Annotated in this window: 17 protein-coding genes; 8 read left to right on the plus strand and 9 right to left on the minus strand. The window is 73.6% G+C overall.

Annotated features, from left to right (window positions below; genetic code table 11):
- Window positions 1-11: 11 nt before the first annotated feature.
- From Gocc_RS06085 to Gocc_RS06130, 9 genes are all read right to left on the minus strand, one after another.
- Window positions 12-536 (minus strand): prepilin peptidase, encoded by a 525-nt coding sequence (locus Gocc_RS06085; RefSeq protein ID WP_181813419.1) that lies wholly within the window; start codon window positions 534-536, stop codon window positions 12-14.
- Window positions 537-597: 61 nt separating this feature from the next.
- Window positions 598-1,179 carry a cob(I)yrinic acid a,c-diamide adenosyltransferase gene (locus Gocc_RS06090; protein ID WP_114795622.1) on the minus strand — a complete coding sequence of 194 codons (582 nt, stop codon included), beginning with the start codon at window positions 1,177-1,179 and terminating at the stop codon, window positions 598-600.
- 9 nt (window positions 1,180-1,188) lie between these two features.
- Window positions 1,189-2,364, minus strand: a complete 1,176-nt coding sequence (locus tag Gocc_RS06095) for an acyl-CoA dehydrogenase family protein (RefSeq protein ID WP_114795623.1) — start codon at window positions 2,362-2,364, stop codon at window positions 1,189-1,191.
- Between the two features lie 73 nt (window positions 2,365-2,437).
- Window positions 2,438-3,271: a 3-hydroxyacyl-CoA dehydrogenase family protein gene (locus Gocc_RS06100; protein ID WP_114795624.1), complete on the minus strand. Its 834-nt coding sequence runs from the start codon at window positions 3,269-3,271 to the stop codon at window positions 2,438-2,440.
- Window positions 3,268-3,774, minus strand: a complete 507-nt coding sequence (locus Gocc_RS06105) for a hypothetical protein (protein WP_114795625.1) — start codon at window positions 3,772-3,774, stop codon at window positions 3,268-3,270. Before Gocc_RS06105 ends, Gocc_RS06100 begins: the two co-directional genes overlap by 4 nt.
- Window positions 3,775-3,778: 4 nt before the next feature.
- Window positions 3,779-4,930 carry an acetyl-CoA C-acetyltransferase gene (locus Gocc_RS06110; protein ID WP_114795626.1) on the minus strand — a complete coding sequence of 384 codons (1,152 nt, stop codon included), beginning with the start codon at window positions 4,928-4,930 and terminating at the stop codon, window positions 3,779-3,781.
- 110 nt (window positions 4,931-5,040) lie between these two features.
- Window positions 5,041-5,469 (minus strand): zinc-binding metallopeptidase family protein, encoded by a 429-nt coding sequence (locus tag Gocc_RS06115; protein WP_114795627.1) that lies wholly within the window; start codon window positions 5,467-5,469, stop codon window positions 5,041-5,043.
- 180 nt (window positions 5,470-5,649) lie between these two features.
- Window positions 5,650-6,882, minus strand: a complete 1,233-nt coding sequence (locus tag Gocc_RS06125; RefSeq protein ID WP_114795629.1) for a styrene monooxygenase/indole monooxygenase family protein — start codon at window positions 6,880-6,882, stop codon at window positions 5,650-5,652.
- 10 nt (window positions 6,883-6,892) lie between these two features.
- Entirely contained in the window at window positions 6,893-7,681 is a 789-nt protein-coding gene (locus Gocc_RS06130; protein ID WP_114795630.1) for an SDR family oxidoreductase, read from the minus strand.
- A 119-nt stretch (window positions 7,682-7,800) separates the two neighbouring features.
- Between Gocc_RS06130 and Gocc_RS06135 the strand changes: the two genes are divergently transcribed.
- The 8 genes from Gocc_RS06135 to trpA all read left to right on the plus strand — a co-directional run bounded on the left by Gocc_RS06135 (window position 7,801) and on the right by trpA (window position 15,267).
- Entirely contained in the window at window positions 7,801-8,778 is a 978-nt protein-coding gene (locus tag Gocc_RS06135) for an AraC family transcriptional regulator (RefSeq protein WP_114795631.1), read from the plus strand.
- A gap of 93 nt (window positions 8,779-8,871) precedes the next feature.
- Window positions 8,872-9,261 carry a CBS domain-containing protein gene (locus Gocc_RS06140; protein WP_114795632.1) on the plus strand — a complete coding sequence of 130 codons (390 nt, stop codon included), beginning with the start codon at window positions 8,872-8,874 and terminating at the stop codon, window positions 9,259-9,261.
- 174 nt (window positions 9,262-9,435) lie between these two features.
- A complete protein-coding gene (locus Gocc_RS06145) occupies window positions 9,436-10,665 on the plus strand; it encodes an anthranilate synthase component I family protein (RefSeq protein ID WP_220150474.1) in 1,230 nt (409 codons plus the stop codon).
- 43 nt (window positions 10,666-10,708) lie between these two features.
- Complete coding sequence (locus tag Gocc_RS06150; RefSeq protein WP_114795633.1) at window positions 10,709-11,254, plus strand: anthranilate synthase component II; 546 nt, start codon at window positions 10,709-10,711, stop codon at window positions 11,252-11,254.
- Window positions 11,251-12,267, plus strand: a complete 1,017-nt coding sequence (gene trpD, locus Gocc_RS06155) for an anthranilate phosphoribosyltransferase (RefSeq protein ID WP_114795634.1) — start codon at window positions 11,251-11,253, stop codon at window positions 12,265-12,267. Before Gocc_RS06150 ends, trpD begins: the two co-directional genes overlap by 4 nt.
- Window positions 12,267-13,427, plus strand: coding sequence for a phosphoribosylanthranilate isomerase (locus Gocc_RS06160; protein ID WP_114795635.1), 1,161 nt, complete (start codon window positions 12,267-12,269; stop codon window positions 13,425-13,427). The genes trpD and Gocc_RS06160 overlap by 1 nt, the downstream gene beginning before the upstream one ends.
- Window positions 13,424-14,566, plus strand: coding sequence for a tryptophan synthase subunit beta (gene trpB, locus Gocc_RS06165; RefSeq protein WP_114795636.1), 1,143 nt, complete (start codon window positions 13,424-13,426; stop codon window positions 14,564-14,566). Before Gocc_RS06160 ends, trpB begins: the two co-directional genes overlap by 4 nt.
- Entirely contained in the window at window positions 14,563-15,267 is a 705-nt protein-coding gene (gene trpA / locus Gocc_RS06170; protein ID WP_114795637.1) for a tryptophan synthase subunit alpha, read from the plus strand. Before trpB ends, trpA begins: the two co-directional genes overlap by 4 nt.
- Window positions 15,268-15,276: the final 9 nt, after the last annotated feature.

Raw genomic sequence — 15,276 nt, forward strand, 5'->3', positions numbered from 1 at the left:
GGCGAGGCCCGTTACGGGCGCAGCCACCAGTCGAGCAGCGGCTCGCCGAGGAAGAGGGCGACCACGGCTCCGGCGGCGAGGAAGGGCGCGAACGGGATTCCCACCTTGCGCCCTGCCGCGCCCGCGCGGACGAGGATCGCGATCGCGGGGACGAGCGACAACACGGAGGCGGCGAACAGCGCCACGACGACGTCGACCCCGAGCCACGCGCCGAGGAACGCCGCCAGCTTGACGTCGCCCATTCCCATCCCCGCGGGATACACGAGCGCGGCGAGCAGGAAGAACCCGCCCGCCCCGAGTGCGGCGAGAGCCGGCTCCAACCCCGGGTCGCGTAGCGTCTGGACGGCGAGCGCGCCGGCGAGCGCCGGCACGACGATGCGATTCGGCACGATGCGCCGCTCGAGGTCGGTGACGGTCACGGCGACGAGCACCGCGCAGCCCAGGGCTGCAACGGCGGCCTCGACCGTGATGCCGAAGACGGCGAAGCAGGAGGCGGCGAGCGTCGCCCAGGCAGCGCCCGCAAGTGGCCTGCTCACGTGCATCTCCGCTGCGTTCAGCCCCGCCGGGTGCGATCCTGCCCCGGCGAGATCGATCCCGCTACCGTGACGCGCCGGGCTTCCAGAGCGGCTCGCCGGCTCCGGCGAGCGCGTTCGCCGCGCGCGCCATGATGAACAGCAGGTCGGAGAGGCGGTTCAGGTAGACGAGCACGAGCGGGTTGACGTCGTGCTCGCCGGCGGCGAGCAGCGTCTCGCGCTCCGCACGGCGGCAGACCGTGCGCGCGACGTGGAGCCGTGCGGACGCCTCGGTGCCGCCGGGCAGCACGAAGCTCTTGAGCTCGGGCAGCGGCTCGTTGAAGCGGTCGCACAGCCGCTCCAGCTCGTCGATCATGCTCTGCTCGACGCGAAGCCGCCCCTCGATCCCCCACGGGACGGACAGGTCGGCGCCGACGTCGAACAGCTCGTTCTGGATGCGCTCGAGCGGGGCGCGCAGCGCGGCGGGGCAGTCGCCGGCGAGCACGGCGCCGAGGTGGGCGTTGAGCTCGTCGGTGCCGCCGTAGGCGGCGATGCGGCGGTCGAGCTTGGAGACGCGCGAGCCGTCCCCGAGCGAGGTCTCCCCCGCGTCGCCGCCGCGGGTGTAGATCCGCGTCAGGCGGACAGGCTCGTCGGCCGAGCGGGGCACGCCGTGAGCCTATCCGCCCGAGCCCGGCTCGCGCGTCGCCTCGACCTGGCGGGAGAGCAGCTCGCGTGCGATCACGATGTGCTGGATCTCGCTCGTGCCCTCGTAGATCTCGGTGATCTTGGCGTCGCGGTAGAGGCGCTCGACCGGGAAGTCGCGGGTGTAGCCGTAGCCCCCGAGCACCTGCACCGCCTCCCGGGTGACCGCCACCGCCGTGCGCGAGGCGAACAGCTTCGCCTTGGCTCCTTCGGCGCTGTGCGGCCGGCCGCTCTGCTTGAGCCACGCGGCGCGGTAGGTGAGCCAGCGGGCGGCGTCGATCTCCGTCGCCATGTCCGCGAGCTTGAACTGGATTGCCTGGAAGTCGGCGATGCGGCGCCCGAACTGGCGCCGCTCCACGGCGAACGCGCGCGCCGCGTCGTATGCCGCCTGCGCGATCCCCACCGCCTGCGCCGCGATGCCGATGCGGCCTCCGTCGAGCGTGCGCATGGCGACGGTGAACCCGTGATGCTCCTCGTGCAGCAGCCGGTCGCGGGAGGCATGTGCCCCGTCGATGCGGATGTCGGCGGTCGAGGACGAGTGAAGCCCGAGCTTCTCCTCCTCCCGGGTCACCTCGATCTGGTCGCCGTCGAGCAGGAACGCGCTGATGCCGCGCGGCCCGCTCGTGGACGGGTCGGTGCGCGCGAAGAGGAGGAACGTCGACGCGTGGCTGCCGTTCGTGATCCACTGCTTCGAGCCGGTGATCGACCAGCCGTCGCCGACGCGGGTGGCGGACGTGCGCAGCGCCCCCGCGTCCGACCCCGAGTCGGGCTCGGTGAGCGCGAACGCTCCGATCGCGCGGCCGGACGCGAGGTCGGGCACGAAGCGTCGCCGCTGCTCCTCGCTGCCGAAGGCGACGATCGGGAGCGTGACGGCGCTCGTGTGCACGGCCACCGTGACGCCGACGCCGGCGTCGGCCCGCGACAGCTCCTCGAGCACGAGGATGTACGAGAGGAAGTCGGCGCCCCCGCCGCCGAGCTCCTCCGGCACGCAGACGCCCATCAGGCCGAGCTCGCCGAGCCGGTCGATCGTCGCGCGCGGAAACGTGTGCCGGCGGTCCCATTCGGCCGCATACGGTGCGATCTCCGTATCCGCGACCTCTCGCGCCAGTGCCTGGATCTCGCGCTGGTCGGGGGTCAGCGAGAAGTCCATGCCGGCGGCAGTATAGTCGGGCGGGGACGCGGCTCCGCCGGCGTTTCTCCTGCTCCTCGCCGTTTCCGCGGCCTCAGGCGTAGTCGTAGAAGCCGCGGCCGCTCTTGCGGCCGAGCCGCCCGGCGGCGACGTACTGCCGCAGCAGCGGGCACGGTGCGTACTTCGGGTCGCCGAGCCCGTGCTGCAGCACCTCCATGATCGCGACGCAGGTGTCGAGCCCGATCAGGTCGGCGAGCGCGAGCGGGCCCATCGGGTGCGCGAACCCGAGCTTCGCGATCGTGTCGATCGCCTCGGCCTCGGCAACACCCTCCATGAGCGCGTAGGCCGCCTCGTTGACGAACGGCATCAGGATGCGGTTCGACACGAACCCGGGGTAGTCGTTCGCCTCGGCCGGCACCTTGCCGAGATCGCGTGCGAGCCCGACGACGGCGGCGGCCGTCTCGTCGGAGGTCTGCAGGGCCCGGATCACCTCGACGAGCTTCAGCACCGGCACCGGGTTGAAGAAGTGCATGCCGATCACCCGCTCCGGCCGCGACGTGACCGCCGCGAGTGAGGTGATGGGGATCGAGGAGGTGTTCGAGGCGAGGACTGCCTGCGGCGGCAGCACCCCGTCCGCGGCGCGGAACAGCTCCTCCTTGGCGTCCCGATCCTCGACGATCGCCTCGATCATGAGGTCGGCGGGCGTCAGCGCGTCCACGGGCGTGAGCCGCGCGAGCACCTCGTCCGGCGGCGGGCCACCCTTGTCCGCGAGCTTCTCGAGGCTCGTGCGGATCGCGCCGAGCCCGCGCTCGACGGCGCCGGGATAGGGGTCGTGCAGCAGCACGTCGCGGCCCGAGGCGGCGACGACCTGAGCGATGCCGGCGCCCATCTGCCCGGCCCCGACGACGAGAACGCGCTCGAAGCTCACGGCGCGAGGCTACCGCGGCCGGCCGCCGCCTGCTTGCGCCTCACCCGCCGCACGGAGTAGCCGAGCACCGCGGCGAGGATGAGGATGCCGATGAGGAGCTTGATCGCGTTTCCGCGCGGCTCGTCCACCGTTGCGAGCACGGCCCCGGGATCGGTGACGCCGCAGCGGGTCGTGAAGAGCGTGCCGTCGACGGGCGAGGCGAGGATGCCCGCCGCGACGTCGAGGGGGATGCGCTGCCCGCCGTTCTCGGGGCGCACCGGGATCCGCACGTCGACGGTGGCGCCGACGTCGCCCTTCACCTCCTGGTCGACGCGGAACGTGACGATCCGCTGCGGGATCCCCGCGCCGGGCACGGGCCTCGATGCGGTGGCGCGGCCGACGAACACCGCCTGCGCCTGGTCGATCCGCTCCTTCAACAGCGTCTGCGGGCACGTGTAGGCCGCGGCCTCGCCGCTCGTGACGAGCGCGACCGTCGACGCGACCAGGGCAACGGCCCCCCGCATGGCGCTACGCCTCGAGCAGCAGGGCGTCGCCCTGCCCGCCGCCCGAGCAGATCGCGGCGAGCCCCAGACCGCCGCCGCTGCGGCGCAGCTCGTGCACGAGCGTCGCGACGATACGGCCGCCCGAGGCGCCGATGGGATGGCCGAGCGCGACGGCGCCGCCGTTCACGTTGACGATCTCCTCGTCGGCGCCGAGCATGCGCGTCGAGTTCCTGGCGACCGAGGCGAAGGCCTCGTTGATCTCGACACGGGCGACGTCGCCGATCGTCCGTCCCGCCTGCGCGAGCGCGGCCGCCGCGGCCTTCGCGGGCGTCCGGGCCAGGTAGGCGAAGTCGTCCGCGACGGTGCCCTGGGCGACGATCGCCGCCAGCGGCTCGAGCCCGCGCCGTGCCGCGTACGCCTCGGAGCACACGATCACGCAGGACGCGCCGTCGTTGACGCCGGGCGCGTTCCCGGCCGTCGTCGTCCCCTCCGGGTCGAACACCGGCTTCAGCGCGGCGAGCTTCTCGAGGGTCGTGTCGCGGCGGACGCTCTCGTCCGCGACGACGTCTGCGACGGCGACGATCTCGTCGTCGAAGCGTCCCGCGTCCTGCGCCGCGGCGGCACGGGCATGGGAGCGTGCCGCCCACTCGTCCTGCTCCTCTCTCGTGATCCCGAGCTCGCGCGAGACGCGCGACGCCTGCACGACCATGTGGTCGCCGTCGAAGGTCGAGGTGAGGCCGTCGAACACCATGTGGTCCACCACCTCGCCGTTGCCGAGCCGGTAGCCGAAGCGTGCCTTCGGGAGCAGGTAGGGCGCGTTCGACATCGACTCCATGCCGCCGGCGACGACGACGTCGTGCTGCCCCGCGCGGATCATCAGGTCGGCGATCTCGAGCGCCCGGATCGACGAGGCGCACACCTTGTTGATCGTGTCGGCCGGCACCTCCCTGGGGATGCCGGCGCCGACGGCGGCCTGCCGCGCGGGCGCCTGCCCGGCGCCCGCCTGCAGCACCTGTCCCATGACGACGTAGCCGACCTCGGCAGGGTCGATACCCGACCGCTCGAGCGCGGCCCTGATCGCGACGGCGCCGAGCTCGGTCGCCCGGTGCTTCGCGAGGCCGCCGCCGAGCCTGCCGAACGGCGTGCGAACGGCCGAGACGATGACGGATCGGCTCATCCCGTCAGCCTACCGTCGGCGGCCGCCCCCGCACCTGGGAGCCGCTTCCCCGCCCGCGCGACACCCCCGCTCGTGGCTCGGAGCCACGAGCGTTGCCCGCCGCCTCGCAGCTAGCGGACGAACGACACGTCGAGCGGCAACGCGCGCACGTACGCCTCGGCGAGGCGCGAGGCGGCGTCGACGTCCGACAGCTGCACGATCTCGTTCGGGGTGTGCATGGAGCGCAGCGGCACCGAGACGAGGCCGACCGGGGTGCCGGCGAGCGCTTCCTGCACCGCCTCGGAGTCCGACCACGTGCTGCCCCCGGCTTCGATCGTGTAGCCGATCGCTGCTGCGGCGGCCGCGGCACGCAGGCCCGCGGCGACGGCCGGGTGGATCGTCGGGCCGCGGAAGACGGTCGGCCCCGCCCCGAGGCGCGAGTTCCCCCACTCCCCCGCGTCGGTGCCCGGGACGTCGGCCGCAAAGGTGACGTCGAACACGAGCGCCACGCCGACGTCGAGTCGTAGGTCGGTCCACGCCGGGTCTCCTCTCGTCGGCATGCGCGAAGAGCGCGAGCGTACGCCCGCCCGGGCTGCCGGCGACGCGCGCGATCGTGTTGCCGTGGACGTCGCTCTCGACCGACGCGAACGCGGCGGCCTCGCGGCGCACGACCGCCATCACGTCCTCCTCGCTCCCCGGCGGCGCCGACGCGCGCAGGAGCTCGTCGAGGAGCGCGGGGATCATGCCGCTGCGACCTCGGCGAGGTAGGCGTCGGCCTTCGCGGGATCCATGAACCAGTCGTAGAAGTCCGGCGGGTTGTCGAAGCCGTTGGCGAAGCGGTGAGCAACGGCGGGGAACTGCCCCGCGGCGCCGAGCACGTTCAAGACGTGCGGCGGCGGCGGCAGCAGGAGTGCGTTCGTCCAGCCGACGACCTTCCCGGCGTACGCCCACAGCTGCTCGAACGTCTCCTGCATCCACGGCGCGTCGAAGGGGCCGTCGCCCCGCTCGAGGATCCGCCGCAGGTACACCGCCGCGCCCTTCGAGGCGTTGTTGGAGCCCTGGCCCGTGATCGGGTCGTTGAGGAGCACCGCGTCGGCCATGCCGAGCACGGGGCGACCCGACGGCAGCACGCCCACCGGCTTGCGCACGGTCGGCGCGAAGCGCCCGGCGAGGATCCCGTTCGCGTCCGTCAACTCGACCTCCCGGCAGCGGGCCCCCTCCCACGGCATGAACGTGTCGAGGATCCACTTCGACTTCGCGAGGTGCTGCTCGGGCGTCGTCACGTCGCCCCAGCAGTCCATCGGCCCGCCCGGGACACCCTCGAAGACCATGATCTCGCACGGCCCGCTCGTCGTCAGCGCAGGGAAGACGAAGTACTCCCCCACGCCCGGGACGATGTTGAAGCAGACGGCGGAGAACTCCGGCCGCGGCGTCATCCCCGTCACGTAGGTGAGCGCGAGGGCGCGCATGGGCCGGTCGAACGGCGAGCGCTGCGGATCCCGTTCGAACAGCCGCGTGATGTCGCCCTTGCCGGCGGCGACGACCAGGAGATCGCTGTCTGCCGCGTAGCGCTCCATGTCGTCGACGCCTGCGCTGTGGAAGACGAGCTTGCCGCCGAGCGACTCGAAGTGCTCCATCCAGCGCGGAAACTTGACGCGCTGGTCGACGGACTGCGCCGGCCGGTCGAGCCGCGCGCCCCAGTCGATCGCCTTCTCGCCGGGCAGCTCCGGATGCGGCACTGCGAGGCCGATGCCCTCGACGGGCGGGCACGTGTCGTCCCAGAAGTCGATCCCGAGCGCGCGCTCGTTGTCGAGGGCGCTCGCGAACATGCACTGGCTCGAGGTGACGCGGCCGTCGTGAATCTGCTCCGGCGTGCGGTCGGAGACGACCGTGACGTCGTAGCCGTTCCGAACGAGACCGATGCCGAGCTGGAGGCCGGACTGGCCGCCCCCCACGATCGTGATCCTCGCCATGTCTTCTCCTTTACTCCATCAGCTTTGGAATCGCGGCGACGGAGCCTTCGGGGCCCATGGCCGAGTACCCGCCGTCGACCGCCCAGGCGGCACCGGTGACGAAGCTCGCGTCGTCCGAGAGCAGGAACGCGACCACGTGCGCGACCTCCTCCGGGTCGCCGACGCGGCCGAGGAGGTGGAACGGGGCCGCTACGCGGTCGGTCTTGGCGCGGTCGCCGCCCGTCAGCTCGACCATCACCTTCGACCACGTCCACCCGGGCGAGACCGCGTTCACGCGGATGCCGTCCGCGGCGAGGTCCATCGCCATGTTGCGGGTCAGCTGCACGATCGCGGCCTTGCTCACCGGGTAGAGCCAGCGCCCCGTCTGCGCCACGTCGGCGGAGATGGACGCGAAGTTGACGATCGCGCCGCCGCCGCGCGCCCTCATGTGCGGGTGCACGGCCTGCGCCATCGCCACGGCGCTGACGACGTTGACGTCGAGCGCGGCGAGCCAGTCGGCCCGCGGCGAGGCGAACCCCTCGTCGAGGTAGGTGCAGGCGAGATTGACGAGCGCGTCGACGCCGCCGAACCGCTCCACGGTGGCCTCGACACAGGCGGCGACGTCGGCGTCCTGCGTGATGTCGGTGCGCCGGAACAGCACGCGATCGCCGAGCTCCGCGGCGAGCGCCTCGCCCGGCTCCGCGTCGATGTCCGCGACCGCGACCGACATGCCGTGCCCGTGCAGCTCCCGCACGACCGCCTGCCCGATCAGCGTCGAGCCTCCCGTGACGATGGCGACCCTGTGTTCGAGACCCTTCATCGCACCTCCAAGCTCAGGACGGGTCGGAGAGAGAGAACGCCGGCGGCGCCGCAACAGTAGAAACTCGCGGCGCACCCGACTATCCTCTTCACGCAGCCGATCGTCCAGATCGCGCAGACATGTCAGCCGCGCTCCCGCTTGCCACCCACGAGCTCTTCCACTCGACGGATCTGGACGAGACGCGCGCGCATGTCGCCCGCGTGTTCTGCGACCACCGGCTCACGCTCGGTCGCGGCGAGCGCACGCTGGACGCGCGCCAGCATGTCGCCCGCGTCGGGGCGCTGACGCTCTCGTACCTCGACTACGGCGGCGCCGTCGAGATCGACCCCGGCCCGCTCGGCTCCTTCTACCTCGTGCAGATGCCGCTCCGCGGACAGGCGCTGACCCGCTGCGGCAGCGAGGAGATCCTCTCAACGGCCGCGCTCGCCTCCGTGCCGCATCCCGACGAGCCGCTGGCGATGGAGTGGGCCCGCGAGACGCCGCACGTGATCGTGCGGTTCGAGCGGCACTGGCTCGAGGCCCGCCTGCGCGCGCTGCTCGAGCGGCCGCTGACCGAGCCGCTCCGCTTCCCGCTCGGCTTCGACGTCTCGGGCGCGGCGGGGGCGCGCTGGCGCGCGGCGCTCGGGCTCGCCATGGCCGAGGCGGAGGCGGCGGACAGCGCCACGAACGCAGGGCTCGGCGTCGGGCCGCTCGAGGATCTGCTCTCGACGCTCCTCCTCTACGCCCTGCCGAGCAACTACTCGGCGGCGCTGCGGGCGCGTGCCGCGGCGCCCGGGCCGCGCCACGTCCGCGACGCAGCCGCGTTCATCGAGGCGCACGCCGGCGAGCGGCTCACGGTCGGAGCGATCGCGACGGCCTGCGGGGTGAGCGTACGCTCGCTGCAAGAGGGCTTCCGCCGCACGATCGGGAAGACGCCGCTGGCCTACCTGCGCGACGTGCGGCTCGACCGCGCGCACGCCGATCTGCTCGAATCGGGCGCGTCGGTCACGGACACGGCGTATCGCTGGGGCTTCGCGCATCTCGGGCGCTTCGCGCACGTCTACCGCCGCCGCTTCGGCGAGGCGCCGCACGAGACCCGCCGCCGCGCCTGCGTCTGAGCAGCGCCGCACGGGACAGCGCCGGCTCCTCGCGTGTGTCTCGGACGGTTGCCGCTGGCCCCGGCGCCTTCGCGCCCGTAGACTCGCAGGACGATGCCGCCCGTCTCCGAACAGATGGCGACCGACCTGCTCAGCGTCGACCCGTCGACGCCGCTCGACGAGGCGGCGCGCAGCATGGACGAGCGCGGCGTGGGCGCGGCGCTCGTGCTCGAGGAGGGACGCCTGACCGGCGTGTTCACGGAACGGGACATGCTCCGGGCCGTCGCACGGGGGCGGGCCGACGGCGCGACCGTGGCGGAGTTCATGACGCCGCACCCGGAGACGATCGAGCCGGACGACACGACCGAGCATGCCGCCGTGCTCATGATCCACGGCGGCTTCCGCCATCTGCCCGTCGTGAGCGGCGGCTCGGTGGTCGGGATCCTCTCGATCCGCGATCTGATGCGGTCGGTGCTCGATGACGCAGCCCCGCGCGGTGTCTGAGACGGACGCCTTGCCGCGGCAGGCGGCGAGCGGCTAGGCTCTCGGACGTGACGACTTCCGCTCGCACCTGGGCCTGGTGGCGCCGTGGGCGAAGCGGGAGCGCGCGCTAGAGCGAGCAGCCGACCCGTTTTGCCCGAGACCTCCAGGCGGAGGTCTTTTTCGTTCAGGAGGACCGTGCCGACGACGACGATCACGACCGACCTGCTCACCCCGCTCGGGGCCTACCTGCGCCTGCGCGCAATGGGCCGCGCGAGCTTCATCCTCGAGTCGGTCGAGCGCGGGCGCCTCGGACGCAACTCGTGGATCGGAGCCGGCTCGCGCATCGTCGGCTTCGACGAGGCCGAGACGCTCGGGCTCCCGGTCGTCGGGTATCTCGCATACGACCACGTCGCGCGGCTCGAGCCGACGGTGCCGCTGCCGGCCGCGGGCCGCGACCTGCCGGAGAGCCGGCTCGTCGTCGCCGAGACGCTCGTCCGCTTCGACCACGGCGCCGGCGTGGCGGAGGTGCTCGCGGGCGACGCCGAGGAGATCGCCGGGCGCCTCGACGCCGGCATCCCCTGGCACCGCGAGACGCGCGGGACGGCCGGGCCGCTGACGCGTGTGCCCGACCGGGAGCGCTACGAGGAGATGGTGCGCGCGGTGAAGGAGCACATCGTCGCGGGCGACGTGTTCCAGTGCGTGCCGTCGCAGCGCGCCGAGCGGCCGACGTCCGCCTCTCCGCTCGACGTGTATCGGGCGCTGCGGCGCGTGAACCCGTCGCCCTACCTGTTCCTGCTCGACCTCGACGGCGTCGCGCTCGTCGGCTCGTCGCCGGAGCGGCTCGTCGCCACCGACGGCGGCCGCGCGAGCCTGTGCCCGATCGCCGGCACGACGGAGCCGAGCGAGGGCGACGCGGAGCGGCTGCTCTCGTCGGCGAAGGACCGTGCCGAGCACGTGATGCTGGTCGATCTGGGACGCAACGACCTCTCGCGCGTGTGCCGGGCCGGCACCGTGCGCGTCGCGCGCGACATGGAGGTGGAGCGCTTCTCGCACGTCTCGCACCTCGTCTCCGAGGTGGTGGGAGAGCTGCGCGACGGCGTCGGCCCGTTCGACGTGCTGCGCGCGTGCTTCCCCGCCGGCACCGTCTCGGGCGCGCCGAAGGTGCGCGCCATGCAGCTCATCTCGGAGCTCGAGGGCTTCCGGCGCGGTCCCTACGCGGGCGCCGTGCTGTACGCGCTGCCGGACGGCACGATGGACGCGTGCATCGCGCTGCGCACGATCGTGATGACGGGCGGCGTCGCCCACCTGCAGGCGGGCGCCGGCGTCGTGGCAGACTCGGATCCGGCATCCGAGCACGAGGAGTGCCTGAAGAAGCTGGCGGCGCTGGAGGCGGCCATCGACCTGGCCGAGAAGGAGCTCGAGTGAGAACTCGCGGGAGCGAAAGGGGGCCGGGGACGTGAGAGTCCTGATGATCGACAACTACGACTCGTTCACGTACAACCTCGTGCACCTGTTCGAGGAGCTCGGGGCGGATGTCGTGACGGTGCGCAACGACGCGATCACGGTCGAGGAGGCGCTGGCGGGCGGGTTCGACCGGCTGGTCGTCTCCCCCGGTCCCGGCCGGCCCGCCGACGCGGGCGTCTCGGTCGAGATGATCAGGGCGCTCGGGGCGACGACGCCGACACTCGGCGTATGCCTCGGCCACCAGGCGATCGTCGAGGCCTTCGGCGGCCGCGTCGGCCAGGCGAAGGCACTGCTGCACGGCAAGGCGAGCACCGTCCACCACGACGGCAAGGGGATCTACGCAGGGCTTGCGCGGGAGATCGAGGCGGGGCGCTACCACTCGCTGGCGGCGCTCGAGGTGCCGCCGGCGCTCGAGGTCACGTCGCGCAGCGACGACGGGGAGGTGATGGGCGTCCGCCATGTCAGCCTCCCGATCGAGGGAGTCCAGTTCCATCCCGAGAGCGTCCTCACGCCCGACGGGCCGCTGATGGCGAGGAACTTCCTCGCATGATCCAGTCGGCGATCGCGACGCTCGTGGACGGCCGCGACCTCTCGCGCGAGGACGCGCGCGCCGTCATGGGCGCGGTGATGGACGGCGCGGCGACGCCGGCGCAGATCGGCGGCCTGCTCGTGGCGCTGCGCGCCAAGGGGGAGACGGCGGAGGAGATCACCGGCTTCGCCGAGGCGATGCGGGAGCACGTCGTGCCCGTGCGGCCGGCGCGCGCCCCGCTCGTCGATGTCGTCGGCACGGGCGGCGACGGAGCGGGGACGTTCAACATCTCGACCGCGGCGGCGCTCGTCGCGGCCGCCGCGGGAGCGGCCGTGGCCAAGCACGGCAACCGCGCGGCGAGCTCGGCGTGCGGGTCGGCCGACGTGCTCGAGGAGCTCGGCATCGAGCTCGAGCAGACGGCCGGGCGGATCGCGCGCTCGATCGACGAGCTCGGCTTCGGCTTCATGTTCGCGCGCGCCCACCATCCGGCGATGCGCCACGCGGCGCCGGTGCGGCAGGAGCTCGGGACGCGCACCGTCTTCAACGTGCTCGGGCCGCTGGCGAACCCCGCGGGCGCGCGCGACGGCGTCTTCGGCGTCTACTCGGCCGGCCTCGCCCGCATCTACGCGGCGACGCTCGCCGGGCTCGGCGCGCGGCGCGCGTTCGTCGTGCACGGCGAGGGCGGCATCGACGAGCTGTCCCCCGTCGGCACGAGCCTCGTCGTCGAGGTGATCGACGGCGACGTGCGCGAGTGGGAGCTCGACCCGCGCTCGCTCGGCATCTACCCCGGCGACCCTGCCGCGCTCCGCGGCGGCTCGGCCGCCGACAACGCGGCGACGATCAGGGCCGTGCTCGGCGGCGAGCGCGGCGTCCGGCGCGACGCGGTGCTCCTGAACGCCGCCGGCGCCCTCGTCGCCGCCGGGGTCGCGGGCGACTTCGGCGAGGGGATCGGCCTCGCCGCCGAGACGATCGACTCGGGTGCCGCGTCGGCGCGCCTGGACGCGCTCGTGGCGTTCTCCAGGGAGGCGATCTGATGGGGCGCTTCGACGACGCGCTCGCCGCTCCCGGCCTCGCTGCGATCGCGGAGATCAAGCGACGCTCCCCCTCGGCGGGCGACCTCCGCCCCGGCGCCGACCCCGCGCTGATCGCGCCCGCGTACGCGGCGGCGGGCGCGGCGGTGATCTCGGTGCTCGTGGACGCGCGCTTCGGCGGCACGTGGGACGACCTCCGCGCCGCCCGCGCCGCGACCGACGCGCCGCTCCTCGCCAAGGGCTTCTTCTCGACCGAGGAGCACCTGCGCACGGCGCGGGAGGCCGGCGCCGACGCGGCGCTGCTGCTGCTGCGCGACCTCGACGACGCGCAGGCGGCGCACCTGCTGCGGGTCGCCTCCGCGCTCGGCCTCGACACGCTCGTGGAAGCGCACGACGGCGAGGAGCTCGACCGCGGCATCGCGCTCGGCGCGCCGGTGCTCGGGGTCAACGCACGCGACCTCTCGACGTTCGCGATCGACCGGCGCACCCAGCTCGAGCTCGTGGCGCGCGTCCCACGCGACCGCATCGTGATCGCCGAGTCCGGCGTGCACACGCGCGCCCAGGGCGCGGCCGCCGAGCTCGCCGGCGCGGACGCGATCCTCGTCGGCTCGGCGTTGATGCGGGCAGCCGACCCGGCGGCGAAGCTCCGCGAGCTGCTCTCGCGCCCGCTCGTGAAGGTGTGCGGGCTCACGCGTCAGGAGGATGTCGACGCCGCCGCCGAGGCAGGCGCGGACATGGCGGGCTTCGTCCTCGTGCCCGAGAGCCCGCGTGCCGCGCACGCCGTGCTCGAGGTGCCCGACGGGATGCTGTCGGTGGCGGTCTGGGTCGGGGAGGCCGGCGACGCCGGCGCCGACCTCGACCAGGTGCACACGGTCGAGGCCGGCAAGGTGCGCGGCCGCGAGGCCGCGCTCCTGCGCGGCGGCGAGCAGGTTGCCCGCGTGCTCGACCTGCCGTGGGAGGGCACCGACCCCGACCACTGGGCGCGCGCCGCCGAGGCCGAAGGCCGTGTCGTGCTCGCAGGACGGCTCGACCCGGCCAACGTCGGCGAGGCGATCGCGGCGGTGCAGCCGTGGGCGGTCGACGCGGCTTCGTCGCTCGAGTCCGCGCCCGGCATCAAGGATCACGCCAGAGTACGACGATTCGTGGAGGCTGCCCGTCGATGAGCGCGACAGATCACACAGAGACATATGGACCCTACGGCGGCCGCTACGTCCCCGAGACGCTGATCCCCGCGCTCGACGAGCTGGCGGGCGCGTGGGAGGCCGCCAGGCGCGATCCGGCCTACCGCGCCGAGATCGAGGAGCTCGGGCGCACGTACACCGGCCGCCCGTCGCCGATCACGCTCGCGTCGCGCTTCGCGCCCGGCAGGCGCGTGTACCTGAAGCGGGAGGACCTCAACCACACCGGCGCGCACAAGATCAACAACGCGCTCGGCCAGGTCGTGCTGGCGCGGCGGCTCGGCAAGACGCGGGTCATCGCCGAGACGGGAGCGGGACAGCACGGCGTCGCCACGGCGACGGCGTGTGCGCGCTTCGGGCTCGAGTGTGTCGTCTTCATGGGCTCGGAGGACATGCGGCGGCAAGCGCCCAACGTCGAGCGCATGGGGCTGCTGGGCGCGACCGTCGTCCCGGTCGAGTTCGGCACGCGCACACTGAAGGAGGCGACGAGCGAGGCCATCCGCGACTGGATCACGAACGTCGACACGACCCACTACGTGATCGGATCGTGCGTCGGCCCGGCCCCGTATCCGGAGATCGTGCGCGAGCTGCAGGCGGTGATCGGCCGCGAGGCGCGCGAGCAGCTGCTCGAGGCGGAGGGAGTGCTGCCCGAGGCCGTCGTCGCCTGTGTCGGAGGCGGCTCGAACGCGATCGGCATGTTCGCCGGCTTCATCGACGATCCCGGCGTGCGGCTGATCGGCGTCGAGGCGGCCGGCGCCGCCTCTCTCGGCAGCGGGCGCACAGGCGTCCTGCACGGGTCGCGCTCGTCGATCCTCGCCGACAGCGACGGCCAGATCGCCGACGCACACTCGATCTCCGCCGGGCTCGACTACCCGGGTGTCGGGCCCGAGCATGCGTTCCTGCGCGACAGCGGCCGGGCCGAGTACATCACCTGCAGCGACGAGGAGGCGCTCGAGGCGTTCCAGCGGCTCTCCCGCACGGAGGGGATCATCCCCGCGCTCGAGTCGTCGCACGCGCTGGCGCGCGCCGCCGACCTGGACGCCGAGTTCATCGCCGTGTGCCTGTCGGGCCGCGGCGACAAGGACCTCGCCGAGGCGCTCGCCGCGCTCGGGGCGCGATCGTGAGCGCCAAGACGCTCGTCATCTACCTGATGGCCGGCGCCGGCACCCCCGCGCTGGCGCAGGCGGCGGTGGCCGGCGGCGCCGACATCGTCGAGATCGGCTTCCCGTTCTCCGACCCGCTCGCCGACGGCCCCGTCATCCGGGCGGCCGCCGAGAAGGCGCTCGCGGCGGGCATGCGCACGGCGGCGTGCCTCGAGTGCCTCGCCGCGACGCGCGCCCTCGTCGGCGACACGCCCCTCATCCCGATGACGTACGCGTCGCTGCTCGAGGCGTACGGCTGGGGGCGCTTCGAGGCCGACGCGCGCGCCGCCGGCGCGACGAGCTTCATCGTCGCCGACACCGCCGCGGGCTCGCGGCCGGAGCTGCGCCGCGTCCAGCTCGTCGCCCCGACCTCCACCGACGAGCGCATCGCCCTCGCCGCGCGCGAGACGGACGGCTGGCTCTACCTCGTCACGCTCACCGGCACGACCGGTGCGCGCAGCGAGCTGTCGGACGCGCTCGCCGGCCTCGCCGCCCGGGCCCGCGCGCTCACGGACGTGCCCCTCTACGCGGGCTTCGGCATCTCGACGCCGCAGCAGGCACGGGCGGCGGCGGAGCTCACGGACGGCGTCGTCGTGGGGTCGCGGGCGCTCCAGGTGGCCGAGGGCGGGCCGGCGCCTCTCCACGACTACGTGCGGTCGCTGCGGCTGGCGATCGACGCCTGACGGTCAGCG

This window comes from Gaiella occulta (genome assembly GCF_003351045.1).
Lineage (GTDB): Bacteria > Actinomycetota > Thermoleophilia > Gaiellales > Gaiellaceae > Gaiella > Gaiella occulta.

What these genes read in the sequence shown, in the direction of transcription:
- Gocc_RS06115 (WP_114795627.1), bottom strand. Translation starts at nt 5,469, where the DNA reads ATGCCGACGAGAGGAGACCCGGCGTGGACCGACCTACGACTCGACGTC.
- trpD (WP_114795634.1), top strand. Translation starts at nt 11,251, where the DNA reads ATGATCCAGTCGGCGATCGCGACGCTCGTGGACGGCCGCGACCTCTCG.
- Gocc_RS06135 (WP_114795631.1), top strand. Translation starts at nt 7,801, where the DNA reads ATGTCAGCCGCGCTCCCGCTTGCCACCCACGAGCTCTTCCACTCGACG.
- trpB (WP_114795636.1), top strand. Translation starts at nt 13,424, where the DNA reads ATGAGCGCGACAGATCACACAGAGACATATGGACCCTACGGCGGCCGC.
- Gocc_RS06140 (WP_114795632.1), top strand. Translation starts at nt 8,872, where the DNA reads ATGCCGCCCGTCTCCGAACAGATGGCGACCGACCTGCTCAGCGTCGAC.
- Gocc_RS06160 (WP_114795635.1), top strand. Translation starts at nt 12,267, where the DNA reads ATGGGGCGCTTCGACGACGCGCTCGCCGCTCCCGGCCTCGCTGCGATC.
- Gocc_RS06150 (WP_114795633.1), top strand. Translation starts at nt 10,709, where the DNA reads ATGATCGACAACTACGACTCGTTCACGTACAACCTCGTGCACCTGTTC.
- Gocc_RS06095 (WP_114795623.1), bottom strand. Translation starts at nt 2,364, where the DNA reads ATGGACTTCTCGCTGACCCCCGACCAGCGCGAGATCCAGGCACTGGCG.
- Gocc_RS06125 (WP_114795629.1), bottom strand. Translation starts at nt 6,882, where the DNA reads ATGGCGAGGATCACGATCGTGGGGGGCGGCCAGTCCGGCCTCCAGCTC.
- Gocc_RS06110 (WP_114795626.1), bottom strand. Translation starts at nt 4,930, where the DNA reads ATGAGCCGATCCGTCATCGTCTCGGCCGTTCGCACGCCGTTCGGCAGG.
- Gocc_RS06130 (WP_114795630.1), bottom strand. Translation starts at nt 7,681, where the DNA reads ATGAAGGGTCTCGAACACAGGGTCGCCATCGTCACGGGAGGCTCGACG.
- Gocc_RS06105 (WP_114795625.1), bottom strand. Translation starts at nt 3,774, where the DNA reads ATGCGGGGGGCCGTTGCCCTGGTCGCGTCGACGGTCGCGCTCGTCACG.